Raw genomic sequence first — 25,342 nt, forward strand, 5'->3', positions numbered from 1 at the left:
GCCCGGGTGAGCGAAGCGACACCCGGGAAGGTCCCGCATATCGCTTCGCTCATGCGGGCTACGCAGATGCGCCGACGATTTGCAGACCGCCCAAACAAAAAGGGCACGGCGCGCGCCGTGCCCTTTCGCATTCATCGTGCACGATCTCAGCTGTAGATCTCAAACAGGCCGGCGCCGCCCTGGCCGCCGCCGATGCACATCGTGACCACGCCCCACTTCGCCTTGCGCCGCGCGCCTTCCTGCAGCAGATGGCCGGTGAGACGGGCGCCGGTCATGCCGAAGGGATGGCCGATCGCGATCGAGCCGCCATTGACGTTGTACTTGGCGGGATCGATGCCGAGCTGGTCGCGGCAGTACAGGCACTGGCTGGCGAAGGCCTCGTTGAGCTCCCAGAGATCGATGTCGTCGATCTTGAGGCCGGTGCGCTTCAAGAGCTTCGGGATCGCGAACACCGGGCCGATGCCCATCTCGTCCGGCTCGCAGCCGGCGGTCGCCCAGGCGACGAAGCGGCCGAGCGGCTTCAGCCCGCGCTTCTCGGCGTCCTTGGCTTCCATCAGCACCACGGCGGCGGCGCCGTCGGAGAGCTGGCTGGCATTGCCGGCGGTGACGAACTTGCCGGGGCCCTTCACCGGCTCCAGCTTGGCAAGGCCCTCCATCGTGGTCTCGGGCCGGTTGCATTCGTCGCGATCGACGACGTAGTCGACGATGCTCTCCGCCTTGGTCTGCTTGTCCACGACCTTCATCTTGGTCTTCATCGGGACGATCTCGTCCTTGAACTTGTTCGCCTGCTGGGCCGCGGCCATGCGGCGCTGCGATTCCAGCGAGAACTCGTCCTGGTATTCGCGGCTGAGCTTGTAGCGCTCGGCGACGATGTCGGCGGTGTCGATCATCGCCATGAAGATATCTGGGGCGACCTTGAGCAGCTCGGGATCGACCCATTCCTTCGGCGAGCCGCCGCCGGGAATCGAGATGCTCTCGACGCCGCCGGCGACGATGCAGTCGGCGCCGTCCGAGCGGATCGAGTTGGCGGCCATCGCGATGGTCTGCAGGCCCGAGGAGCAGAAGCGGTTCACGGACACGCCGGCCGTGGTCTTCGGCAGGCCCGCGAGCAGCGCGGCCTGGCGACCGATGTTCGGGGCGCCATGGGCGCAATTGCCGAGATAGCAGTCCTCGACATAGTCCTTGTCGACGCCGGCGCGATCGACCGCGTGATGGATGGCGTGCGCTGCGAGCGACATCGGCGGCGTGATGTTGAACCCGCCGCGGCCGGATTTCGCCAGGCCCGTGCGCGCATAGGAAACGATGACGGCTTCACGCATTGTTTTCTCCCTTGTCGAACGATTTTGAACGGAGCGTAGTTACGAGGCGTCCTGGACGCCATTGGTACACAAAGATTGGAGGGTGCGGGGAAAATAAAAACGCCGCCTCCGGCGATGGAGACGGCGTTGTTCCGCGTGTCGGAATATATGGTATGATGACCGTCATTCCGGTTCGATGCGCAAGCATCGAACCGGGAATGACAACGTCACCTCAGAACGTCAGCGCCTTGGCCTGCTTGACCTGCGGCAGGGCCTGCACCTTGGCGAGCACGTCCGCCGGCACCACGCCGTCGACCTCGACCAGCGCAATGGCATCGCTGCCGGGCGCGACGCGGCCGAGATGGAAGGTGGCGATGTTGATCTTGGCATCGCCGAGCAGGCTCGCGAACTTGCCGATGAAGCCCGGCTTGTCCTCGTTGGTGATGTAGATCATCGACTTGCCGAATTCGGCGTCGACACGGATGCCCTTGACGTCGACGAGGCGCGGCTTGCCGTCGTGATAGACGGTGCCGGAGACCGAGCGCTCCTGGCGTTCGGTCGCGACGGTGACGGTGATCAGGCTCTCATAGTCGCTCTGGGCGGCGCGCACGATCTCGTCGACGACCATGCCGCGCTCCTTGGCGACGACCGGCGCGGAGACGACGTTGACCTCGCCCAGCATCGGCCGCAGCAGGCCGGACAGCACCGCGGAGGTGATCGCCTTGATCTTCATCTCGGCGACGTGGCCCTCATAGGTGATCTCGACCTTGAGGATGCCGCTCTCGGTGAGCTGGCCGGCGAACGAGCCGAGCTTCTCGGCGAGCGCGATGAACGGCTTCAGCTTCGGCGCTTCTTCCGCCGTGATCGAGGGGAAGTTGACCGCGTTCGAGATCGCGCCGGTCAAGAGGTAATCCGACATCTGCTCGGCGACCTGGAGCGCGACGTTCTCCTGCGCTTCCGTGGTGGAGGCGCCGAGATGCGGCGTGCAGATCACGTTCGGATGGCCGAACAGCACGTTGGAGGTCGCGGGCTCCTCGACGAAGACGTCGAAGGCGGCGCCGGCGATGTGCTTGGAATTGAGCGCCTCGACCACGGCCTGCTCGTCGACGAGACCGCCGCGGGCGCAGTTGATCAGGCGCACGCCCTTCTTCATCTTGGCGATCGCGGCCGCGTCGATGATGTTCTTGGTCTTCTCGGTCAGCGGCGTGTGCAGCGTGATGAAGTCGGCGCGCTTCAGGAGATCATCGAGATCGACCTTCTCGACGCCGATGTCCTTGGCGCGCTCGGGCGACAGGAACGGATCGAACGCGACCACCTTCATGCGCAGGCCGAGCGCGCGGTCGGCGACGATCGAGCCGATATTGCCGCAGCCGACCACGCCGAGCACCTTGCCGGTGATCTCGACGCCCATGAAGCGGTTCTTCTCCCACTTGCCGGCCTGGGTCGAGGCATCGGCCTGCGGGATCTCGCGGGCGAGCGCCAGCATGAGCGTAATCGCATGCTCGGCGGTCGTGATCGAATTGCCGAACGGCGTGTTCATCACGATGATGCCCTTGGCGGTGGCGGCCGGGATCTCGACATTGTCGACGCCGATGCCCGCGCGGCCGATCACCTTCAGCTTGGCCGCCTTCTCCAGGATCTTGGCGGTCGCCTTGGTCGCTGAGCGGATCGCAAGGCCGTCATAATTGCCGATGATCTCGGCGAGCTTGTCCTTGTCCTTGCCGAGGTTGGGCTGGAAGTCGACCTCGACACCGCGGTCCTTGAAGATCTGTACGGCGGCGGGAGACAGTGCGTCGGAAATGAGAACTTTGGGTTTGGTCATGGGATTGATCCGTGGTGCGTGCTGCATTTACGGAATGTCATCCGCGGGCTTAAGCGCGAAGCGCGTCTTAGCGCCAGAGCCCCGCGGACCCATCTCTCTTGATCGATGGATGGCCGGGTCAAGCCCGGCCATGACGAGAATGAGTTGGAGCGAACTACGCGGCCTTCGCCAGCGTGGCCTTGGTCTCGGCGAAGGCCCAGTCGATCCACTGCGTCAGCAGCTCGACGTCCTTCGCTTCCACCGTGGCGCCGCACCAGATGCGCAGGCCCGCCGGCGCGTCGCGATAGTACGCGAAGTCGTAGCCGGCGCCTTCCTTCTCGACCAGCGCGACCAGCTTCTTGCTGAACTCCGCCTGCGCGTCGTCCGAGAGCGAGGTGATCGCGGGATCGGTGAACTTCAGGCACACCGAGGTGTTGGAGCGGATCGAGGCGTCCTTGGCCAGGAAGTCGATCCAGGGCGTCTTCGCCTTCCAGTCGGCAAGCACCTTGGTGTTGGCGTCGGCGCGCGCGATCAGCGCCTTGAGGCCGCCGATCGACTTGGCCCAGTTCAGCGCATCGAGATAGTCCTCGACGCAGAGCATCGACGGCGTGTTGATGGTCTCGCCGACGAAGATGCCTTCGTTGAGCTTGCCGCCCTTGGTCATGCGGAAGATCTTCGGCAGCGGCCAGGCCGGCTTGTAGGTCTCAAGCCGCTCCACCGCGCGGGGCGACAGGATCAGCATGCCGTGCGCGGCTTCGCCGCCGAGCGCCTTCTGCCAGGAGAAGGTGACGACGTCGAGCTTGGCCCAGTCGAGCGGCTGCGCAAACGCGGCGGAGGTCGCGTCGCAGATGGTCAGGCCTTCGCGGGTCGCGCTGATCCAGTCGGCGTTCGGCACGCGCACGCCCGAGGTGGTGCCGTTCCAGGTAAAGACGACATCGCTCTTGGGATCGACCTTGGAGAGGTCGGGAATCTCACCGTAAGCCGCGTTGAGCTTGGTGACGTCCTTGAGCTTCAATTCCTTGACGATGTCGCTGACCCAGCCCTCGCCGAAGGATTCCCAGGCAAGCGTGGTGACGGGCCGTGCACCGAGCAGCGACCACAGCGCCATCTCGACCGCGCCGGTATCGGAGGCCGGCACGATGCCGATGCGATAATCGGCCGGGACTTCAAGCACTTCGCGCGTCAGATCGATCGCGAGCTTGAGCTTGGTCTTGCCGACCTTCGCACGATGCGAGCGGCCGAGCGCTGCGTCCTTGAGATTTTGGGCGTTCCAGCCGGGGCGCTTGGCGCAGGGGCCGGAGGAAAAATGCGGCACGGTCGGCCGCGAAGCGGGCTTCGCTACAGTCATGATCTACCCTTCCAGATAGTAAGCCTCCCGTTGGGGGGAGGTGTCCCGCCGCGGCTGATACGGGAATCGGGAAGAGACGTCAAGGAAGTTCAGGCGTCTCACGCTGGAGTGAAGGCGCTTCGGGTGCAATATCGGGGGATTCCACCTGGGCGAGCGCGTTCAGCAAGTCCGTGGCATCGCTGATCAATTGCGCCGCGCGGCGGCGGCTGCTCACTTTCAAAATGCATTTGTCGTTGGCCTGCACAACGTAGTCGTTGCCGACCTTGATCATGGAATAGCTTGTCATCGAAATCCCCGAACCGACCGAGCCCGGTGTCTGACGCTGCCTAGCACCGTTCGTTCCCGCGTCCACGTGAACGACGGACGGGTAGTTTATCAGCTCTTAAGATGAACGAACGCGCGCTCCGATTTCGCTGATCGCGCAAGGCTTGCGGCCAGAGCCCCATTCCGACACAACCGGAACGGGACTCTGGATTTTTGTATTGACGCGTTTTCTTTTCGCGAACCGGCATCCACTTCGCTCGAAAACGCTCCTGTTGCCTCAAAAGCGGACAGTCATGCCGACATGACTCGCTGTGAATCCCAGCCGCTTGTAGAAGCGTTGTGCATCGACGCGCGTCTGATGCGTCAGCAGTTCGACCAGATTGCAGCCGCGCGCCTTTGCTTCCGTCACGGCCCATTGCACCAATCGCTCGCCGATGCCGCGGCTGCGACAATCAGTGGCAACGCGCACGTCCTCCAGCAGACCGCGGATGCCGCCTTGCGAGCTGATGCCTGAGAGAACAGCGAGTTGCAGGCAGCCGACCACCCTGCCCTCGCTCTCGGCAACCACGAGCGTCAGATTTGGATCGCGCTCGACCCGCTCGAACGCCGCGTAGTAGGACGCAGGCAGCGGATCCTCCACACGCTCGCGAGCGCGTCCGAGATGATCGTCGGCGAGCATCGCCACGATCGCCGGAACGTCCTCGCGGCGCGCGGGACGGATCGAGACGGACTTATCGTTCATACGGGAAACTCCAAAAACTCGGCGCCAAGGCTGAGCGCCAAGGCTCAGCGTAATGACTCAGCGCGCCGGCGACAGGCCGAGAAAAGCCTCGGCCTCGCCGATCCAGCGGCGGATAGCCGCATAGCGACCGAGATCGAAACCGCCTTCATGCGCGACACGCGTATAGGCGAGCAGCGAGACGTCGGCGAGCGAGACAGCATCGCCGGCGAAGTAGCCGCTGGTGGCGAGATGCTGCTCCATGCGGTCGAGCGCCGCATAGCCGCGCTTGACCTTTTCAGGATCGAGCTCGGAGGCGTCCTTGCCGAGATAGACGATCTGGAAGCGGCACACCGCAACATAGGGCTCGTGGCTGTACTGCTCCCAGAACAGCCATTCGTCCATCTTGGCCACAGCGAAGGCATCGCGCGGAATGAGCGCGCTGTCGCGGGCGAGATAGCGGATGATGGCGTTAGACTGCGCCAGCGTGCGGCCGTCGTCGAATTCGACGGTCGGCACCTGGCCGGCGCCGTTCATCTTGAGAAATTGCGGCGTGCGCGTCTCGCCCTTGCGTGTGTCGATCTCGACCCACTGATAGGGCACCGCGAGCTTGTCGCAGACCCACTTCACCTTGAGACAATTACCCGAATTGCTGTCGCCGTAGACCTTCATCACTGCTACCCCGCTGTCGGAGCGACAGAGCATCAGGACGAAGCGAGGCTGTCAACAGGAAGCGGACCGCTCAGAACTTGTAGCCGAGGCCGAGGCGCGCGTTGTTCAGCGTCACCTGCGTGTTCATGACGGGAGAGAATCTCACATATTCGTATTCGATACGCGCGAACAGGCCGTCCCAGATGCAGTATTCGAGACCGAGACCGGCAGTCCAGCCCACCGCAAACGTATTGGTTCTGTGCTGCGACTGGCTCTGCGATTGTGCCGGAACGGGGTTCGTCGTGCCGATGACCGTAATGACGTTGCCGAAGGCGTCCGTGACGGTCGAGTCCTGTCGCAATGTCACGTTGCTCGTCACCGTGCGGGACACATCCATGCGACCGACGGCCGCTCCGGCGAACATGTAGGGCATGAAGCCGCCGCCGTCCCAGCCCATGCGCCCGCGCAACGTGATCATGTCCTTGACCTGCGCCGCGGCGGTACCGGTCAGTGTCACGCCATAGTTGTTGGTGATGCCGGCGGGCCGCGTTTCGCCGGCCGGGTTGACGATCATCAGCGAGTTCGAGCCCGACGTCGACGTCGCGAGATTGTTGAAGTAGCTGTAGGTGCCCTCGAGGCTGAGGATGGCATCATACCATTGCCAGTTGCGGCCGATGAAGCCGCCGAAATTGACGCCTTGCGTGTTGGTCTTGTTCATCAGCGACCACGTCGAGGTCGGTTGCTGAAGAACGCTGTCGCGGAAGATATAGTTGGTCAGGCCGACCACGCTCTGGCTGAAATCGGTGGCGTCGCTGGTATAGCCGGCGCTGCCGCCGACATAGAAGCCGTCCCAGTTGTGGGACGTCTTCGACAGCCCGTCGGTGAAGCCGCCGCGCAGGACCGGCAGATCCGGCATATCGGCCGCGTGCGCGGCAGACACCGTCCCCAACATCGCCGCTGCCAACAAAAGCCTACGCATCGCAACGCTCCAAATCGGACTCGAACTTTCGCCGATGATCATGGCTCGTTAACCTTAACCAATGGTTGCGTCCGGCGATTTCGCCGCACTCAGGCCATGAAAAATCCGCAAAGCAAAACGGCGCGGGATGATCCCGCGCCGTTAAGAGACGTTAAGCGATGGGCTCCGAGGATCAGCCCTTGGTGACGAGCGGCGGCGGCACGTAGGCCGGCGGGCTGTTGAGATCCCAGCGCACGCCGAGCTTCAGGTCGTGCGAGGTGAGCTCCTTGATCTTGATCGAGGTCGGGCCGGAGGCACTGTTGTCGAACAGGCGGTAGTTGCCGGGCGCGGCATCGCCGAGGTTCATGTAGCTGTAGGCCAGTTCGACCGTGAACCCGGGATTGACCTTGTAGGCGAGACCGGCGTGCGCGGCCCAGGCGAAGTTCCACTTTCCGTTGTCGGCGAAGTAAGCGACGCTGTTGGACAGTGCGCCACCGCTGAATGAAACGCCGTCGTCGCGGAAGCCGCTGATCTTGTTGTAGGAGCCGCCGACACCGGCACCGATGAACGGGGTGATGCACCACCAGGTGCCGAGGTCAACGTAGGCGTTGGCCATCACGACCCACTCGGACTTGCTGCCGGTGTAGTTGTTGACGCCGACGAAGCCGGGTCCGAAGACGTTGTCGCTGCCGTGCAGATTGGCCTTGCCACGGTACTGGCCGATCACGTCGGCGCGGAACCAGTTGTTGAAGCGATAGCCGACGCCGAGATCAAACAGCGGGGACGAGTCGAAGCCGAGACCTTCCGTCGACTTCGTATAGCCGGCCGGCAGGGAGGCATCGATGCTCTTGGCGCGCTGGTTGGTCATGCCGACGTCGCCGCGCAGATACCAGCCGCCGAAGTCGGCGGGCGGAGCCGGCGGGGCGTACATGGGAGGGGGCGCGGCGATCGGCATATCGGCGGCAAACGCCATCGACGAGATCAGGGTTGCCGCACCCGCGGCAAGGAGAGACTTAACGCTACGCATTGGGCTTCGTCCTTATGGCCGGTGAGGCAAAATGCAGACGCCCCACGTTCTGGAAACTCACGACCCGGACGATGGCAGCAAATGTTTAAGCGCCACTTAACCCTAATTTTTAAGGTTGATTTTTTCTCACTACACACGCGGATGCGGCGCGAGCGTTGCAAAAATGCAGCGCCGGCTGGCCGCAATTGCTAACGATGTATGAAGCCGCAATGCAGCGAAGAAAGATTTGTTAACGCGCGTGCTGCGGCAGCTTGGGCAGGAATACCGCGAGCAGCCCGATCGCCGGCAGATAGGCGCAGACCTGGTAGACGAACTCGATCGAAGTGTGGTCGGCGAGCTTGCCGAGCACGGCGGCGCCGAGGCCGCCGATGCCGAAGGCGACGCCGAAGAACACGCCGGAGATCATGCCGAAGCGGTGCGGCACCAGCTCCTGCGCGAACACGATGATCGACGACGTCGTCGAGGAGATGATCAGGCCGATGATCACTGACAGCACCGCGCTGGCATAGAGCCCGGCATAGGGCAGCGCCAGCGTGAACGGCAGCGCGCCCAGGATCGAGATCCAGATCACGATCTTGCGGCCGAAGCGATCGCCCAAGGGGCCGCCGAAGAACGCGCCGACCGCATTCGCGGCGAGGAAGATGAAGAGATAGATCTGGGCTGCCTGCGTCGACACGCCGAACCGGTCGATCAGGTAGAAGATGTAATAGCTCGACAGGCTCGAGACGTAGAGCTGTTTTGAGAACAGCAGCGCCACCAGCACGAGGAGTGCAACGGCAACGCGGCGCGAGCTCGGCCCGCCGGGCTGGGTGTGGACGGCCGCCGCCTTCTTCGTCGTGATCTGCGGCGCGTACCAGCGCCCGATGCGCCAGAGGATGAGAATGGCGAGGAACGCGATCGAGGAGAACCAGGCGATGCTGCCCTGCCCGAACGGCACCACGATCAGCGCGGCCAGCACCGGCCCCATCGACGTGCCGAAGCTGCCGCCGAGCTGGAACACCGATTGCGCAAAACCGTAGCGCCCGCCGGAGGCGAGCCGCGCGATACGCGCGGATTCCGGATGAAACACCGCCGAGCCGAGGCCGACCAGCGCGGCGGCGACGAGAATGACGAGATATTGATGCGCGGCGCTGAGCAGCAGCAGGCCGAAGAAGGTCGAGGCCATGCCGATCGACAGCGAATAGGGCTGCGCCTTCTTGTCGGTGTAGTGCCCGACCACCGGCTGCAGCAGCGAGGCCGTGAACTGGAAGGCCAGCGTGATCATGCCGATCTGCGCGAAGTCGAGCGCGTAGGTGTCCTTCAGGATCGGATACACCGAGGCGATCAGCGACTGCATCGTGTCGTTGAGGAAGTGCGAGAAGCTGATGCCGGCCAGCACGACATAGGCCGGCCCCGCGGCCGTCGCCGCGGATTTTGCAGCGGCGGGCGCCACGTCGGCGACGACGACGGGCTCGGTCAGCGTTTCCTCTGAGACGACGACAGGCTTGTTCAATGCAGCGATCCCGGCAGGCGCGGCGAACCGCCGCACACGCTCATTACGACGCAACGCGCGGTGGAACCACCGTCAATCGCAAATGGCTGGAATGCGCGGGTCTTACCCTCTCCGCGAGTCCGATATCGTAGGGTGGGCAAAGGCGCCCTTGCGCCGTGCCCACCATCTTTCCGATACGGCGACAGACGCGTGGGCACGCTCCGCTTTGCCCACCCTACGATACTGCCCGAGTGGAGAGATCACCCCACTCGCGTTTGAAACGCCTTAAGCCGCGGCCTGGCCGAGCGCGGAGACGATGGTATCGACGACGTCCTCGACCAGATGGCGGTCCTCACCCTCGCCCATGACGCGGATCACCGGCTCGGTGCCGGAGGAGCGGATCAGGAGGCGGCCGTGGCCGTTGAGGCGCTTCTCGCCGTCGGAGATCGCCGACTTGACCTCGGAATCGTCGAGCGGCTTGCCGCCCTTGTGGCGGACGTTCTTGAGGATCTGCGGCAGCGGATCGAAGCGATGGCACACCTCGGAGACCGGACGGCGCAGCTTCTGCACCACGGCCAGCACCTGCAGGGCCGCAACGAAACCGTCGCCGGTGGTGGCGTAGTCGGACAGTATGATGTGGCCCGACTGCTCGCCGCCGAGATTGTAGCCGCCGCTCAGCATCTGCTCGAGCACGTAGCGGTCGCCGACCGGCGTGCGCACGAGATCGAGCCCCTGCCCCTTGAGGAAGCGCTCGAGGCCGAGATTGGACATCACGGTGGCGACGATGCCGGGACGCGAGAGGCGTCCGTCTTCCTTCCAGCTTTGCGCGATCACCGCGAGCAGCTGGTCGCCGTCGACGACATGACCGCGCTCGTCGACCAGGATGACGCGATCGGCATCGCCGTCCAGCGCGATGCCGATATCGGCGCGCATCTCGCGCACCTTCTTCGACAGCGCTTCCGGCGAGGTCGAGCCGCAATCCTTGTTGATGTTGAAGCCGTCGGGCTCGACACCGATCGGCACCACGTCGGCACCCAGCTCCCACAGCGCTTCCGGCACCACCTTGTAGGCGGCACCGTTGGCGCAGTCGATCACGACGCGCAGACCCTCGAGCGAGAGGTCGCGCGGCAGCGTGCGCTTGGCGAATTCGATGTAGCGGTCATGCACGCCGTCGATACGGCGGGCGCGGCCGAGGCTCGCGCTCTGTGCAAGGCGCTTGTCGATGGGCTCGTCGAGCAGCTGCTCGATCTGCCGCTCAACGTCGTCGGAGAGCTTGAAGCCCTGCGGCCCGAACAGCTTGATGCCGTTGTCCTCGAACAGATTGTGCGAGGCCGAGATCATCACGCCGAGATCGGCGCGCATCGACTTGGTCAGCATCGCGACCGCCGGCGTCGGCATCGGGCCGACCAGCAGCACGTCCATGCCGACCGAGGTGAAGCCCGCGACCATCGCGTATTCGATCATGTAGCCGGACAAGCGGGTGTCCTTGCCGATCACGACCCGGTGGCGGTGGTCACCGCGCTGAAATGCGAGGCCTGCGGCCTGGCCGACCTTGAGCGCGAGCTCCGGCGTGATCAGTCCGTTGGCGCGGCCCCTAATCCCGTCCGTCCCGAAATATTTGCGGCTCATATCGTCCCCCAAGCAACAACCAGGGACTCCCCTCTACAACCACGGGCTGCCCAAACAGGCCCCGCATCCCTGATTTGCTGAGGGCCTTATAATGCCATCGCGGCTAACTTGGCTTCAAAAAATATGATGAATCATTACGGAACCAGGCTCGCCGCCGCTCCGGTAACACATTGTTAACATTATAGTTCCGGCGTGACCAGCGGAAAGCAGGCGGAACTCGCCCTAGCCCGAGCGCTTCACATGGCCGTCGTCGCGGCTCGGCGCCGGCTGGGTGACGTTGACGGGATCGGAGCCCGGAAAGGTCTCTTCGAGTCCCTCTTCCAGCGCGTCCTCGAGGTCCTGCTTCTCCTTGATCTCTTCCGGCGAAGGTTTCGCGTGCGGCCTCGTCATGGCGCCCTCCTCTCAAACGATTTGGCTGTGCATCCAACCATGCTAGATGACCCCTCGATCTTCCGACACAAGACTCTTGGTTAAAAGACGGGCCGGGGAAACGTTCATGAAGCACATCACCTGTATCGACGATCTTCGCGCGCTGCATAAGCGCCGCGTGCCGAAGGCCTTCTTCGACTATTGCGACCGCGGCTCCTATGCCGAGGAAACGCTGCGCGCCAACCGCGAGGACATGCAGGCGATCAAGTTCCGCCAGCGCATCCTCGTCGACGTCTCCAAGCGCGACACCTCGACCATGATCCTCGGCGAGCCCTCGACCATGCCGCTGATCCTCGCGCCCGTCGGCCTGCTCGGCATGCAGCATGGCGACGGCGAGATTTACGCCTGCCGCGCCGCACAGGCCGCCGGTATCCCGTTCACGCAGTCGACCATGTCGATCTGCTCGATCGAAGATATCGCTGCCAATGTCGAGAAGCCGTTCTGGTTCCAGCTCTACGTGATGAAGGACCGCGGCTTCATCAAGGACCTGATCCAGCGCGCCATCGCCGCCAAGTGCAGCGCACTCGTGCTGACCGTCGACCTGCAGGTGATCGGCCAGCGCCACGCCGACATCAAGAACGGCATGACGGTGCCGCCCGAATGGTCGCTGTCGAAGCTGCTGGATTTCGCCAGCAAGCCGGCCTGGGTCTCGGGCGTGCTGCAGGGCAAGCGCCGCACCTTCGGCAACATCGCCGGCCACGTGAAGAACACCGAGGATCTCAACCGCCTCGCCGAGTGGACGGCCTCGCAGTTCGACACGTCCTTGAACTGGAAGGACGTCGAGTGGGTCCGCAGCATCTGGCCGGGCAAGCTCATCATCAAGGGCATCCTGGACGTCGAGGACGCCGAGGAAGCCGCCAAGACCGGCGCGCAGGCGCTCGTCGTCTCCAACCATGGCGGCCGTCAGCTCGACGGCGCGCCGTCCTCGATCGAGGTGCTGCCGGAGATCGCGGACGCGGTCGGCGACAAGATGGAGATCATGTTCGACGGCGGCATCCGCTCCGGCCAGGACGTGATGCGCGCGCTCGCGCTCGGCGCAAAGTCCTGCATGATCGGCCGCGCCTATGCGTATGGGCTGGGTGCCGGTGGCCAGGCCGGCGTCGCCAAGGCGATCGAGATCATCCAGAAGGAGCTGCTCACCACCATGGGCCTGTGCGGCGTCAACCGGATCGAGGAGATCGACGATCACGTGATTGCGATGTGACGGCAGCGGCAGTGCCGTAGGGTGGGTTAGCTCAGCGGCTGCGCGAAGCGCAGTCCGTTGAGCGTAACCCACCAACTTCGATCCGCATTTGCGGAAGCATGGTGGGTTACGGCTTCGCCTAACCCACCCTACGAGATCAGCACTTGCCGCCTCACATCGGCGGCGTCACGCCATCCCGGCCCACATTCACCCTGTTCGCTTCCAGCGAGCCGTCCTCCTTCTTCGCCGCGCCGAAGATGATCAGCTTGGCGCCCGGCTTCACCTCCGACTTGTCACTGGCGACGAAGGTGACGATCGGGGTGTCCGGCGGCACCACGACTTTCTTCTCGCCGTCCTTGTATTTCACCGTGATGTTCTGGCCGTCGGTGCCCTTCACCGTCTGCGCCACGGTGGCGTTGGTCATGGTCGAGTTGGCGCGGGCATCCCAGGGGCGAAAGCCTTCGGCGGCGCCACGCTGGTTCTCCGGGAAGATGTGGACCGCGATCGCCTTCTGGGTGCCGTCGGGCTCGGGCATGCCGGTGACGCCGATATAGGAGCCTTCCTTGACCTCCGACAGCGAGGTCTTGATCACGGCGAAGACGGCGACGTTGTCGGTCATCTTCACCTTCACGTCGCTGCCCTCGCGGGTCTTGATGCCGAGCGTGTTGCCGTCGACGCTCTCGATGGTGCCGCGGATGCGCACCGTCGGCGCCTGCTGCGCCGAGGCGGCGAACGATACGAGGGCGAGCACAGCCGCGAGCAGGCCGGATGTCATTGTCGATTTCAGCATGATCCGGTCCTCCTTCACATCGGCGGCGTCAAGCCGTCGCGACCGACGCTGACGCGGTTGGTCTCGAACGAGCCGTCCGGCAGCTGCTTCATGAAGGCGATGACTTTTGCGCCGGCCTTCAAATCGGACTTGTCGCCCGGCACGAACGTCACCACCGGCGTGTTGTCGGCGACGAAAACCTTCTTCTCGCCGTCCTTGTATTTCACCAGCAGCGTATGGCCGTCATTGCCGACCACGCTCTCCGAGACCGTGGCGTTGGTCATGCTCGAATTGGGCTTGAGATCGTAAGGCCGCGAGCCCTCGCCGGTGCCGCGCATGCTCTCTGGAAACACGTGGACCTCGACCGCGTTCTGGCCGCCGTCCGGTCCGGGCACGGTGGTGGCGCCGACGAAGGAGCCGACCTTGATGTCGGCGAGTGAAATTTTTGTAATTCCTGACACACTGACGTCAGGGGCGATGCGGAGCTTAACGTCCTCGCCGCTGCGCGACTTGACCTGCATGGTGTCGCCGCTCACGCTTTCGATGGTGCCGCGCACCCGCGTCGGCACGGGCGCCTTCTGCGCGAAGGCTGAGATGGTCGAGACGGCCACCATCGCGACGGCGATGAGCGGACGTGTGAAAGTTACGCGTTGGATAGTCATGACGGTCTCCGATTGTCCCCACGGATGGAGAACTCCGAAGACCGCGCACTATTCTCTCAAGTCTTTGTGAGATCGGCCTCGACCAATGCGCGCAGCTCGGCCGTCACTTGCGGCCGCCGGCCGAACCACAGCTCGAAGCCGCGCACCGCCTGATGCAGCAGCATGCCGAGCCCGTCGGCGGTCTTCAGCCCGCGCGCTTTTGCGGCCGCCAGCAGTGGCGTCACCAGCGGGACATAAACGAGGTCGGCGACGACGGCTTCTTGCGGCAGGCGCAATACGTCGACATCGAGTGACGGCTGGCCGTGCATGCCGAGCGAGGTGGTGTTCACGAGAAGTTTTGCACGCGGCAGCACGTCGTTGGCCGCGTCCCACGTCACAGGATGCACGTTCGGACCGAACTCGCTTGCAAGAGCCTCGGCCCGCGCGATGGTGCGATTGGCGAGATGGATGCGCTTGATGCCGCGCTCGCGCAGGCCGAACACGACCGCGCGGGAGGAACCGCCCGCCCCCAGCACCAGCGCCTCTTCCGCCTTGTCCCAGCCGGGCGCGCTGGCGTCGAGATTGCCGATGAAACCTTCGACATCGGTATTGGTCGAACGCAGCTCGCCGCCTTCGAACCACAGCGTGTTGGCAGCACCGACGGCTTTCGCCCGCGCGTCGGGCGAGGATAGCGCGAGGACGGCCTCCTTGTGCGGGATGGTGACGTTGGCACCCACAAAACCGCGCAGCGACAGCCTCAGCACGAAATCGCGCAGATCCTCGGGCGGAACCGCCTCGATGACATAGCCACCTTCAATGCCGAGCGTGCGCAGCCAGTAATGATGAATCAGCGGTGAGCGCGAATGCGCAGCCGGCCATCCGATCAGGCAGGCTGCGGGAGCCTTGGTCACGGTCGTCCTTCCCCTAGGTCGTTTCCGTGACGATCCATTTCGCGTCCCGCGGGCGCTGTCAAGCGCGCGAGCGCCGCATCACGACGCAGCAGCGGGCGCCGATCAAACCGCCCGGCGCGAGACGTGCGCGCGGTCAGCCCGCCGCAGGCTCGTCGGCCGCCCGGCTCTTGATGTCGGCGACGGCGCGCTCGAGGCTCGTGCGATAGCGCGCGCGCGGCGGCGTCACGCCATGGGTCAGCAGCGCGCGGCGGACCGCGGGCGAGGCCCCGGTGATGAACAGGCGGATGCCCTGGCGATGGGCCTTGGCGGCGACGCGGCCGAGCACGTTCGCCGCAGTGGAGTCCAGGAACGGCACCGCGGCGAAATCGACCACGAAGGCCTTGCGCTTGTCGGCGATGCCGTCGAGCACGCCGCCGATCGCCGAGGCCGCACCGAAGAAGAACGCGCCGGTGATGCGATAGACCAGCACGTCGCGGTCGATCGCGAGCCCGGGGTCATAGCGCACGCGCTCGCCATTGCCGTCGTCGGGACGGTCGGCCGCCACCAGCGGCGTGCGTTCCTCGATGCCGGTCATCTCCGCCATGCGATGGATGAACAGCACCGCGCCGAGCGCGAAGCCGACCAGGATGCCTTCGGTGAGATCGCGGAAGATCGTCAGCAGGAAGGTCGCGAGCAGCACCACGGCGTCGCCCCAGGAGGAGCGCACGAGCGTGGCGAACTCCTGCTTCTCCGCCATGGTCCAGGCGACCACCACGAGCACGGCGGCGAGCGCGGCAAGCGGGATGTAGCTGGCGAGCGGGGCTGCGATCAGCATGAACAGCAGCAGGAAGACCGAATGCAGCATGCCCGCCAGCGGCCCGCGCGCGCCGGCGCGGATGTTGGTGGCGGTGCGCGCGATCAGGCCGGTGACGCAGATGCCGCCGAACAGCGCCGAGCCGATATTGGCCGCGCCTTGCGCCACCAGCTCGCAATTGGAGCGGTGGCGGCGCCCGGTCATGCCGTCGGCGACCACCGCCGACAGCAGCGATTCGATGGCGGCGAGCAGCGCGAACGCGATTGCGTCGGGGAGCACCGCTTTTGCCTTCTCCAGCGAGAAGGAGGGGAGCGCCGGCGACGGCAATTCGCGCGGGATGCCGCCGAAGCGGCTGCCGATGGTCTCGACCGGCAGCGAGAACACCGCACATATGACGGCCGCGAACACGACTGCGATCAGGATGCCGGGCCAGGACGGCCGCCAGATCCGCAAGGCCGCGATGATGGCAATGCTGACGAGCGCGACGACAACCGCCGACGGATTGACGGTGTGCAGGCCGCTTGCGAGCGCGGCAAGCTTCGGCACGAACTCGCTGGGCTCTTTCCCCGCCAGCGTGATGCCCGAGAGATCGCGGAGCTGGCTCGCAAAAATGATCACCGCGATGCCGGCGGTGAAGCCGACCGTGACCGGATAGGGAATGAACTTGATGTAGGTGCCGACGCGCAACAGGCCCGCGGCGATCAGGAACAGGCCCGCCATCATGGTGGCGAGGATCACGCCGTCGACGCCGTGCCGCTCCGCGGTCACCGCGACCAGCACGATGAAGGCACCCGCAGGCCCGCCGATCTGGAAGCGGCTGCCGCCGAGCAGCGAGACGATGAAGCCGCCGACGACCGCGGTGTAGAGGCCGCGGTCCGGCGTCACACCCGAGGCGATCGCGATCGCCATCGACAGCGGCAATGCGACGATCGCCACCGTGAGGCCCGCGAACACGTCGGCGCGAAAGTCCGCGACGCCGTAGCCTTCACGCCAGACGGTGACGAGTTTTGGCAGATAGAGTTCGGCAAAGGTCGGCCTGCGAAGCTGATGCAGTCCGCCCACGTGATCGCCTGTGATGCTCATGTCAGCAAAATGCTCCGCCGCCCCACAATGCTCCGAAGCATCGTGCGTCCCGTGTTGCCGAGGTGCGACGATGCGCTAGCCCATCCTGATCCCGGGCACGATCAACCTTGCGATCATGCTCCGACGCGGCGCGGCGGCCCCGGCTCCTTGAGGCGCACGCCCCGCCCGCCGCTGTCGCTGCGCGCCTGCTCGCCGATCAATTCGACACCGGCCCGGTCGAACGCCTCGACAACCTTCATCAAGGTCTCGACCACGCCGCGAACATTGCCGGTCGAGGCCTCCATCCGCTGGATGGTCGGCAGCGACACGCCGGCGAGCTCGGCCAGGGTTTTCTGATCGATGCCGAGCAGCGCGCGGGCCGCCCGCATCTGGAACGAGGTGATCACCTTGGCCTCACGTGTCAGGAGTTATAAATGATATCTGGAGCATATACAATGATGTAAAATACATCATACAGGGACGGACGCAAGAGGCACCTCGCCCTGTCTCGTCCGTCATTGTGACTCTATGCTCCGTCATCCTGAGGTGCGAGCCACGGGACGCAACGCGTCCCATGGGGAGCCTCGAAGGATGGGCGGCCCCGATGCAGCCGGGCCGTGCATCCTTCGAGGCTCGCCGCGTAGTGCAAATGCACTGCGCAACTCGCACCTCAGGATGACGGAGTTACGGCTTTGCTACGTTCGCGGTGACGCGTGGAGAAGGCTACAGCCTTACTGCTCCTCTCCCCGCGAAAACGGGGAGAGGAGGAAAAGCGTGACGCGCTCCTAACAGACTCACGCCGCGTGCTGATGGGCGGCGATGATCTGGTCAGCGGCGCGGCCCGTGACTTCGGCCATGTGGTCGAACTGACGGGTGAAGCTGCCGGCGCCGGCCGTGGCCGAGCGCAGCTCGACGATGAGCTCGCCGATCTCGGCTTCCGGCATCATGGCGCGGACGCAGTCCCAGCCGCTCCAGCCGTCGCGGGTGTCGAAGCCGAGGATCTGCCCGCGCCGCGCCGACAGGATCGCGTTGATCTTGGCGGTGGCATCGGTCGGACAGACGATCTCGACCACGTGGATCGGCTCCAGCAACACCGGCTGGCATTGCGGCAGGCCTTCGTTGAGCCCGACCCGCGCTGCCGTGCGGAAGGCGAGATCGGAGCTATCGACGCTGTGATAGGAGCCGTCGGTCAGCGTCACCTGCACGTCGGTGACGGGGAAGCCGAGCGGACCGCGCGTGAGCCCGTCGACGACGCCTTCCTCGACCGCCGGGATGTAGTTGCGCGGCACCGCGCCGCCGACCACCTTCTCGGCGAACTTGAAACCGTCGCCGCGCGGCAGCGGCTTGATGTCGAGCACGACATCGCCGAACTGGCCGTGGCCGCCGGACTGCTTCTTGTGCCGGCCGCGCTGGGTGATCGGCTTGCGGATGGTCTCCTGGTAGCCGATCGCGGGCGGATGCGAGGTGACCTTGACGCCGAAGCGATCGCGCAAGCGCTCGCTGGCGACGCGCAGGTGCATCTCGCCCTGGCCCCACAGCACGGTGTCGTGGGTCTTGGGATTCTGCACGATCAGGAGCGAAGGATCCTCTTCATGCAGTCGCATCAAGGCCTGGCCGAGCTTGACGTCGTCCTTGCGGTCGGTGGCCGCGACCGAGATCGCGAGCACGGCCGATGTGGGCTCCGCGGCGACCAGCGCCGCCGGCTGCATCTTGCCGCTCGAGACCATGTCGCCGGTCTTGACCGGATCGAGCTTGGCGAGCGCCACGGTGTCACCGGCTTCCGCCGAGGCACGCTTGGTGTCGTAGGCGCCGTTGACGGCGAGGATGCCGGAGATACGCCCCGCGCCGCCGGAGGAGGATTGCAGCGTGGCGCCGTCGTCGAGATGGCCGGCGACGAGCCGCGTCAACGACAGCTTTCCGCCGTGCTGCGAATGCAGCGTCTTGAAGACGTAGCCGAGCGCGTCCTTGCTCTCGGGCGCACCGAGACGTTTTGCGGTCTCGGCGATGCCGGGCGCCTCGTGGCGCAGCGCCTTCATCAGGCGCAGCACGCCGTTTTCGCGCGCGGCCGCGCCCAGCAGCACCGGGCAGATCAAGCCTTCGCGCAACTCTCGTGCGAGGTCGTCGAACACGGCATCGCGGGGCGGCTGGATGTCCTCCAGCAGTTGCTCCATCAGCGCATCGTCGTGGTCGGCGAGCTTCTCCAGCATCGAGAAGCGGGCTTCCTTCTCGCGGTCGAGGTCGCCGCCTTCGAGCGCGACCACCTCGGAAGCCTTGTGCTCGCGATAGATGAAGGCGCGCTCCAGCGCGAGATCGACGAAGCCCTCGATCAGCTCGCCCTTCCAGATCGGGATCTGGCGCAGCACCAGCGACACGCGGGAGGCGGGCTGCAGCATCGCGAGGGTCTCGCGGATGCGCTGATTGGCGCGATCGATCTTGTTGAGGAACAGGAAACGCGGGATCTTCAGCTCCTCCAGCTCGCGCAGGATGATCTGAAGTTGCGGCAGCTTCTTCTCGTCGGCCTCGCAGACCACGATGGCGGCATCGACCGCGGGCAGCGCGGCGCGCATGTCGTGGGCGAACTCGACGGAACCGGGACAATCCAGGAAGGTGTAGCTGTCGCCCATGAAACTCGTGGTGGCGGCAGTGAGGCCGACGGTCATCTTGTGATGACGGGCCTCCGGGGTGGCGTCGCCGACGGAAGTTCCGGCGTCGACGCTGCCGGCGCGCGGGATTGCGCCCGTTCGCGCCAATATTGCTTCAAGAAGTGTGGTTTTACCGCTTTGGAAAGGGCCCACCAGCGCGATGCACCGTGGACCTCGGGGACTTCTGACGTCTTGTCCCATTTCGCCGCCTCCTTGGTGTGGAGCTCGGCCCATGATTGGGTCGGCAAACGCAGATGCTCTGCCCGTCCCTTAGATTTGGCAAGCGTCAAACGCCGCTGCGGTGCGTCATCATTAAAATCGCGCCGCTTCGCGCGGCGCGATCACACGCAAAAGTGTTAACGGCCCGGGCGGAGTTCCAGGCTCTCGAGGCCGGCAGCGATGTTGAGGCCGACCTGGCCCTGCACGCTGAGCGGCTGGAGCGCGATCGAGTTGTTGGAGCCACCGACCAGCACGTTGCCCCCCAAGCCGACGCCGATCGAGGCGCTGCCCTGCGCACCGGCGTAATTGCCGGAGAGATCGCCGGGACCGAGCCGGTCGACCGGTGCGAACACGCCCCAGGCCAGCGTGGTCTCCTGGGTGATGCCGATGTCGAGGCCGACTTTCCGGATCGTCGCGACATAGCGGTCTTCGGGCAAGCCGTCGGCGCGCAGCACGCAGCCGAGATTGGTCACCGATCCCACGATGAAGCCGACGCTGGCGCCGCCGCGGCATTCGAGCACGCCGACCCGCACCATCCGCTGCTGCTGCGCGCTGCTGCTCGCGACGGAGGCAACGAGGCTGGCGGCGGCCAGCCCGGCGAAGATGAACGAACGGCGCATGAATGTCTCCGGCGATGAGTGTGATGCGAGCAGAGAGAGCGCCCCACCCGTGTTGCGCGATGCTCTATGCCACAAGAGTTTTGCGCGTGCCAGATGGACGCATCTAGAATCGAACTCGCGGAGAGGCCCCTCACCCTACCCTCTCAGCGCGAGCGAAGCTCGTCGCGGCCCCGTAAGAACGGGGCGAGGGAGTGAGAGAGCTGTGCGCCCCTAATAGTAAAAATTCGCGCCGTCGGCGTGACTTAACCTCTCCCCGCTCTTTGCGGGGAGAGGTCGGATTGCGAAGCAATCCGGGTGAGGGGCAAGGCACAACGCCAACCAGAGCAAAAGCCCATCCGACTCCGCCCATCGAAACACAAACAAAAAGGCCCGCACGAAGCGGGCCTTTCCAATTCGCACTGTCGCGACAGGCTTACCGCAGATTGCCGCAGAAGCGCTGGATGCGCTTGCAGGCGTCTTCGAGGTCCGAGGTCTTGGTCGCGTAGGAGATGCGGAAGGCCGGGCCGAGGCCGAAGGCCGAACCCTGCACCACAGCGACGCCCTCGGTCTCCAAGAGCTCGGTGACGAACTGCTCATCGTTCGCGATCACGTTGCCCGACGGCGCCTTCTTGCCGATCGTGCCGGCGCAGGACGGATAGACGTAGAACGCGCCTTCCGGACGCGGACACTCGATGCCGTTCGCCTGGTTGAGCATGGAGACGACGAGGTCGCGGCGCTCCTTGAACACCTTGTTGTTGGCGGGGATGAACTCCTGCGGACCGTTCAGCGCCTCCACCGAGGCCCACTGCGCGATCGAGCACGGATTCGAGGTCGACTGCGACTGGATGGTCGACATCGCCTTGATGAGCTGGGCCGGGCCGCCGGCATAGCCGATGCGCCAGCCGGTCATGCAATAGGCCTTCGAGACGCCGTTCACCGTGAGCGTGCGGTCGTAGAGGCCGGGCTCGACCTGCGCGACCGTGGTGAACTGGAAGTCGTCATAGACGAGGTGCTCGTACATGTCGTCGGTCATCACCCAGACATGCGGATGCTTGACCAGCACGTCGGTGAGCGCCTTCAGCTCGGCCCTGGTGTAGGCAGCTCCCGTCGGGTTCGACGGCGAGCACAGGATCACCCATTTGGTCTTCGGCGTGATCGCGCGCTCGAGCGCCTCGGGCTGCAGCTTGAAACCGGCCGCGGCGGTGCAAACCACCGGCACCGGCTCGCCGCCGGCGAGCGCCACCATTTCAGGATAGCTGACCCAATAGGGCGCGGGGATGATCACCTCGTCGCCCGGATTGATGGTCGCCATCAGCGCGTTGTAGAGCACCTGCTTGCCGCCGGTGCCGACGATGATCTGGTTCGGCTTGTAGACGACGCCGTTCTCGCGCTGGAACTTCGCGATGATGGCTTCCTTCAGCTCGGGGATGCCGTCGACCGCGGTGTACTTGGTCTTGCCGGCCTCGATGGCATGGATCGCCGCGAGCTTGATGTTGGCGGGCGTGTCGAAATCGGGCTCACCGGCGCCGAGGCCGATGACGTTGCGGCCCGCCGCTTTCAGCGCGCGTGCTTTATCCGTGACCGCGATGGTCGCGGACGGCTTCACACGGTCGAGCGCAGCGGCAAGGAAGGACATCGTCATCTCCTGACAAGCGTCGTGAACCCTCTGGCCTCACGACTCTGATTGTGGGAATGGAGCCACCCTAAAACGTGTGCCGCTGCACCGCAAGAAACTTCGGCCCGATCCTGCAAAAGTTTACGAATTCCAGCGCTGCGAGCCGCGATTCCCCGCAATTTTCCGTAACTTTGCCACGCAAACCCCTCATATCCGGCAAGGCTTGTCCTCGGAGCAATTTCAGGCCGTTCTGACCGCCAAGAACCGACCACGAGGCTGACGTTTTTCGAGGACGTCCGGGAGCCTTCAGCCGAGCGTCAAAGCCGGGCTCGATCACGGCCGCTCAACGACTCACGCGATGCAGGGGCAACGCGTTCGCGCGTTGACGCAAGCGTGATCTGATTTGCACCGTCGCGTGGAAATGATCTTCCGCGGCATTGCAGTGCGGTAGGGTTTTCGAGTTTTTCTACTGGGCGGCTCTTGCGGCGGATTCGCATCGGCATCATTGTCTAGCCGCGGCGCGTGGGCAGGATGCGCCGCGCTTTCCCGTACAAGGTGCAGAACTCCCAGAATGTACAAGCTCTATTCGATGCAGCGCTCGGGCAACAGCTACAAGGTCCGCCTTGCATTGGCGCTGTTGAACCTGCCCTACGAAGCGGTGGAGGTGGACATTCTGCGCGGCGAGAGCCGCACGCCGGACTTCCTCTCCAAGAATCCGTCGGGCCAGGTGCCGCTGCTCGAGGTCGGCGAGGACCGCTATCTCGCCGAGTCCAACGCCATCCTCTGGTACGTCGCCGTCGGCACGCCGCTCGCGCCGGAGAACCGCATCGACCGCGCCGAGGCGCTGCAATGGATGTTCTTCGAGCAGCACGCGCTCGAGCCGAATATCGGCGCCGCCTATTTCTGGCTGTCGCTGGTCAAGGGCGGCCGCGACCTCCAGACCCATTCGCTGGAGGACTGGATGGAGCGCGGCTATGGCGCGCTCCAGGTGATGGAGAACCACCTCAAGACCAGTTCCTATTTCGCCGCCCGCCAGCTCACGGTCGCCGACATCGCGCTCTACGGCTACACCCATCTCGCCGATCGCTGCGACTTCGACCTCTCCACCTTCCCGGCGATCCGGGACTGGCTGAAGCGCGTCGAGGCCGCACCCGGCTTCGTAGCGATGGACTGGCGTCCGGCCGACATCGACGACCCCGCCAGCATCGCCGCAGGGGCCTGAAAACCGGTGCAGCGTTAAGAAATAGCGGGCATAGCGTTAACCTTTGCCGCAATCCCGCCATGTTTGCCGCGGCGGCCGCCGCAATATTGCCGGTTGAAATGGTGAAATTATTCGGCGTCGCGGGTGATTCGCTCGCACGTTGAAGGATTTAGACCATGATTCGGGCGTCCGGCACGGCAGGCTTTCAAGGCCAACCCGCTACCGTTTCGTCTTCCCGGCTGACCAATGCGGTCGCGGCCTCGCTTGCCGTCGCCGCGCTCTCGCTGTGCCTGATCGTCACCCTGACAGTGCTGTCGACCAAGGCGACCATGGCGATGGGTCTGCCGGTCTGATCCCGTTTCATCCTGGACCTGCCTTCAAGGTGCCGCGCGCCCCGCGCTGACCGGCATCGCGACAGGACGTCGATGAAATCACCTGTGGTCGTCGTTGCAATTACCCTGACTGCGGCCATCCTGGTCGCGGCGTCGCTGTTGATTTTCACCGGCATGCGCAAGAGCTCGGGCTCCTCGACGCTGAATGCGCCGGCGTTGCAGCAGCGCGTCAAGCATTCGCATTTGGTCTAAAATCATCTGAAAGCTTGGCGCGCCGTCGCAAGCCGCCCTTAAGCACTCCGCACGATTCCCCACCGCGCCGGCGCAACAATCGGTCAGAGTTGCGGCGTTCCCTCGTTCAGGGAGGAACGAGATGCGGTTCGGATGGCGTGCGATCTCCGGTCCGATGCTGACGGTAGCGATCACGCTGCTGGCGATCCTGCTCGATCGCTCCGTTCACATTCCCTCGCCTGCACCGCTCTTCGTCTGCATCGTTGCGCTGGCCGGCGCGCTGGCTGGCTTCGCCTCCGCCATGACCAGTGCGGCCCTCGCAGTCGGCGGTGCGGCGCTGTTCTTCGCCGGCCATCGCGCCGTGCCCCTCCATGCCAGCGCGGATCTGGTCGGCCTCCTCGCGGTGACGGCCTTCGGCACCGCAGGCATCACCGGCCTGATGCGCGAGCGGCTGCTCGCCGCCTTCGCCACCGAGCGCCAGAGCCACGCCACCGCCGCGCGACTGTCGGCCGCGCTCGACCAGGTCGATATCGGCATCGTGCTGCTCGACACGGAGACGCGGGCCGAATTCATCAACCGCGCCTTCCGCGATTATTTTGCGGTGCCGGACGACATCGCCGACGGCAAGCCGCCCTTCATCGCGCTGATGTATCACAGCCGCGACACCGGCGCGTTCGAACTGCCCGAGGACGAGCTTAGCACCTTCATCGCGCAGCGCATGGAGATGGTGCGGATCGGCGATGCGACTCCGATCAACATCAAATTGCGCAATGGCGAGGTGCTGCGCTTCGTCTGCGCTGCGCTGCCCGACGGCGGGCGCATGCTGAGCTACACGCCGGTCACCGACCTCGTGCGCCACACCGATGCGCCGGCGCGTGCCGACTACTACCGCTCGCTGCGCGATCCCCAGAACCGCAAGCTGATCCGGTATCTGCGCGTCGCGGAGTGACGCGACTGGCGATTGATCGACGCGCCCTTCATCACGTATGAAGGACGCTTCATCGATCGCGGAATTCTCACATGTCGCTCACCATTCGCTCCGTCACGAGGCAGGACTACGATCAGTGGCTGCCGCTATGGGACGGCTACAACGCTTTCTACGGCCGCTCGGGCCCGACCGCGCTTGCGCCCGAGATCACGAAGATGACGTGGCAGCGCTTCTTCGATGCCTATGAGCCGGTGCATGCGCTGGTCGCCGAGAGCGACGGCAAGCTGCTCGGGCTGACGCACTATCTGTTTCATCGCAGCACCACCGCGATCGAGCCGTCCTGCTATCTGCAGGACCTGTTCACGCTCGAGGCTGCGCGCGGCAACGGCGTCGCGTCGGCGTTGATCTATGGCGTGTATGAGCGGGCGAAGCTGGCGGGATCGCCGCGGGTCTACTGGCAGACGCACGAGACCAACGTCACGGCGCAGAGCCTGTACGACAAGGTCGCGGAGCGCTCCGGCTTTATCGTCTATCGCAAGCTGTTCTGATCCCCGCGCACAGCCTGTGGATAACTTGTCCTGTCACCGGCGCGTAACATAGCGGGACTAGGGTGCACCTGCGT

At 64.8% G+C, this 25,342-nt stretch carries 25 protein-coding genes; 6 read left to right on the top strand and 19 right to left on the bottom strand.

Annotation, left to right across the window (positions count from 1 at the left end; all coding sequences use genetic code 11):
• Positions 1-146 precede the first annotated feature (146 nt).
• The 11 genes from XH79_RS27830 to XH79_RS27880 form a co-directional block, all read right to left on the bottom strand.
• Positions 147-1,319: a thiolase family protein gene (locus XH79_RS27830; protein ID WP_271583675.1), complete on the bottom strand. Its 1,173-nt coding sequence runs from the start codon at positions 1,317-1,319 to the stop codon at positions 147-149.
• A gap of 211 nt (positions 1,320-1,530) precedes the next feature.
• A complete protein-coding gene (serA, locus tag XH79_RS27835; protein WP_271583676.1) occupies positions 1,531-3,120 on the bottom strand; it encodes a phosphoglycerate dehydrogenase in 1,590 nt (529 codons plus the stop codon).
• 154 nt (positions 3,121-3,274) lie between these two features.
• Positions 3,275-4,447 (bottom strand): phosphoserine transaminase, encoded by a 1,173-nt coding sequence (locus tag XH79_RS27840; protein WP_130365361.1) that lies wholly within the window; start codon positions 4,445-4,447, stop codon positions 3,275-3,277.
• A 79-nt stretch (positions 4,448-4,526) separates the two neighbouring features.
• Positions 4,527-4,733, bottom strand: a complete 207-nt coding sequence (locus XH79_RS27845) for a hypothetical protein (RefSeq protein WP_212341740.1) — start codon at positions 4,731-4,733, stop codon at positions 4,527-4,529.
• A 255-nt stretch (positions 4,734-4,988) separates the two neighbouring features.
• Positions 4,989-5,453 (bottom strand): GNAT family N-acetyltransferase, encoded by a 465-nt coding sequence (locus XH79_RS27850; RefSeq protein ID WP_271583677.1) that lies wholly within the window; start codon positions 5,451-5,453, stop codon positions 4,989-4,991.
• A 57-nt stretch (positions 5,454-5,510) separates the two neighbouring features.
• Positions 5,511-6,101, bottom strand: coding sequence for a glutathione S-transferase family protein (locus XH79_RS27855; RefSeq protein WP_271583678.1), 591 nt, complete (start codon positions 6,099-6,101; stop codon positions 5,511-5,513).
• Between the two features lie 70 nt (positions 6,102-6,171).
• Positions 6,172-7,059, bottom strand: a complete 888-nt coding sequence (locus XH79_RS27860) for an outer membrane protein (protein WP_271583679.1) — start codon at positions 7,057-7,059, stop codon at positions 6,172-6,174.
• A gap of 172 nt (positions 7,060-7,231) precedes the next feature.
• Positions 7,232-8,065: an outer membrane protein gene (locus XH79_RS27865; RefSeq protein WP_212341744.1), complete on the bottom strand. Its 834-nt coding sequence runs from the start codon at positions 8,063-8,065 to the stop codon at positions 7,232-7,234.
• Between the two features lie 229 nt (positions 8,066-8,294).
• Positions 8,295-9,557, bottom strand: coding sequence for an MFS transporter (locus tag XH79_RS27870; RefSeq protein WP_245003726.1), 1,263 nt, complete (start codon positions 9,555-9,557; stop codon positions 8,295-8,297).
• 264 nt (positions 9,558-9,821) lie between these two features.
• The gene (gene glmM / locus XH79_RS27875) at positions 9,822-11,165 is read right to left on the bottom strand and encodes a phosphoglucosamine mutase (RefSeq protein ID WP_212341745.1); all 1,344 of its coding nucleotides are present in this window, start codon (positions 11,163-11,165) and stop codon (positions 9,822-9,824) included.
• 222 nt (positions 11,166-11,387) lie between these two features.
• On the bottom strand, positions 11,388-11,555 hold the full coding sequence (locus XH79_RS27880; protein ID WP_212341746.1) for a hypothetical protein: 168 nt from the start codon (positions 11,553-11,555) through the stop codon (positions 11,388-11,390).
• Between the two features lie 106 nt (positions 11,556-11,661).
• Between XH79_RS27880 and XH79_RS27885 the strand changes: the two genes are divergently transcribed.
• Positions 11,662-12,798, top strand: coding sequence for an alpha-hydroxy acid oxidase (locus XH79_RS27885; protein ID WP_212341747.1), 1,137 nt, complete (start codon positions 11,662-11,664; stop codon positions 12,796-12,798).
• A gap of 151 nt (positions 12,799-12,949) precedes the next feature.
• On the opposite strand, the gene XH79_RS27890 is transcribed toward XH79_RS27885, so the two are convergent.
• The 8 genes from XH79_RS27890 to XH79_RS27925 all read right to left on the bottom strand — a co-directional run bounded on the left by XH79_RS27890 (position 12,950) and on the right by XH79_RS27925 (position 22,049).
• Complete coding sequence (locus XH79_RS27890; protein WP_271583680.1) at positions 12,950-13,567, bottom strand: hypothetical protein; 618 nt, start codon at positions 13,565-13,567, stop codon at positions 12,950-12,952.
• A 14-nt stretch (positions 13,568-13,581) separates the two neighbouring features.
• The gene (locus XH79_RS27895) at positions 13,582-14,208 is read right to left on the bottom strand and encodes a hypothetical protein (RefSeq protein WP_271583681.1); all 627 of its coding nucleotides are present in this window, start codon (positions 14,206-14,208) and stop codon (positions 13,582-13,584) included.
• A 56-nt stretch (positions 14,209-14,264) separates the two neighbouring features.
• A complete protein-coding gene (locus XH79_RS27900) occupies positions 14,265-15,098 on the bottom strand; it encodes a shikimate dehydrogenase (RefSeq protein ID WP_212341750.1) in 834 nt (277 codons plus the stop codon).
• A 133-nt stretch (positions 15,099-15,231) separates the two neighbouring features.
• Positions 15,232-16,974, bottom strand: coding sequence for a SulP family inorganic anion transporter (locus XH79_RS27905; RefSeq protein ID WP_271583682.1), 1,743 nt, complete (start codon positions 16,972-16,974; stop codon positions 15,232-15,234).
• Positions 16,975-17,087: 113 nt separating this feature from the next.
• Positions 17,088-17,360 carry a helix-turn-helix domain-containing protein gene (locus tag XH79_RS27910; RefSeq protein ID WP_212030178.1) on the bottom strand — a complete coding sequence of 91 codons (273 nt, stop codon included), beginning with the start codon at positions 17,358-17,360 and terminating at the stop codon, positions 17,088-17,090.
• Between the two features lie 387 nt (positions 17,361-17,747).
• Complete coding sequence (locus XH79_RS27915; RefSeq protein ID WP_271583683.1) at positions 17,748-19,796, bottom strand: elongation factor G; 2,049 nt, start codon at positions 19,794-19,796, stop codon at positions 17,748-17,750.
• A gap of 155 nt (positions 19,797-19,951) precedes the next feature.
• Positions 19,952-20,434 (bottom strand): DUF992 domain-containing protein, encoded by a 483-nt coding sequence (locus tag XH79_RS27920; RefSeq protein ID WP_212341753.1) that lies wholly within the window; start codon positions 20,432-20,434, stop codon positions 19,952-19,954.
• 412 nt (positions 20,435-20,846) lie between these two features.
• Entirely contained in the window at positions 20,847-22,049 is a 1,203-nt protein-coding gene (locus tag XH79_RS27925; protein WP_271583684.1) for a pyridoxal phosphate-dependent aminotransferase, read from the bottom strand.
• Positions 22,050-22,599: 550 nt separating this feature from the next.
• On the opposite strand from XH79_RS27925, the gene XH79_RS27930 reads away from it, so the two are divergent.
• The 5 genes from XH79_RS27930 (at position 22,600) to XH79_RS27950 (ending at position 25,268) form a co-directional block, all read left to right on the top strand.
• Positions 22,600-23,250 (top strand): glutathione S-transferase family protein, encoded by a 651-nt coding sequence (locus XH79_RS27930; protein WP_271583685.1) that lies wholly within the window; start codon positions 22,600-22,602, stop codon positions 23,248-23,250.
• 155 nt (positions 23,251-23,405) lie between these two features.
• Positions 23,406-23,582 carry a hypothetical protein gene (locus tag XH79_RS27935; protein ID WP_007596747.1) on the top strand — a complete coding sequence of 59 codons (177 nt, stop codon included), beginning with the start codon at positions 23,406-23,408 and terminating at the stop codon, positions 23,580-23,582.
• Positions 23,583-23,654: 72 nt separating this feature from the next.
• A complete protein-coding gene (locus XH79_RS27940) occupies positions 23,655-23,813 on the top strand; it encodes a hypothetical protein (protein WP_212341758.1) in 159 nt (52 codons plus the stop codon).
• Positions 23,814-23,934: 121 nt separating this feature from the next.
• Positions 23,935-24,741: a PAS-domain containing protein gene (locus tag XH79_RS27945; protein ID WP_271583686.1), complete on the top strand. Its 807-nt coding sequence runs from the start codon at positions 23,935-23,937 to the stop codon at positions 24,739-24,741.
• Between the two features lie 71 nt (positions 24,742-24,812).
• Positions 24,813-25,268, top strand: a complete 456-nt coding sequence (locus tag XH79_RS27950; protein WP_271583687.1) for a GNAT family N-acetyltransferase — start codon at positions 24,813-24,815, stop codon at positions 25,266-25,268.
• The last annotated feature ends 74 nt before the right edge of the window (positions 25,269-25,342 follow it).

The sequence above is a fragment of the Bradyrhizobium sp. CCBAU 45389 genome (assembly GCF_028128625.1).
GTDB classification, from domain to species: domain Bacteria; phylum Pseudomonadota; class Alphaproteobacteria; order Rhizobiales; family Xanthobacteraceae; genus Bradyrhizobium; species Bradyrhizobium liaoningense_B.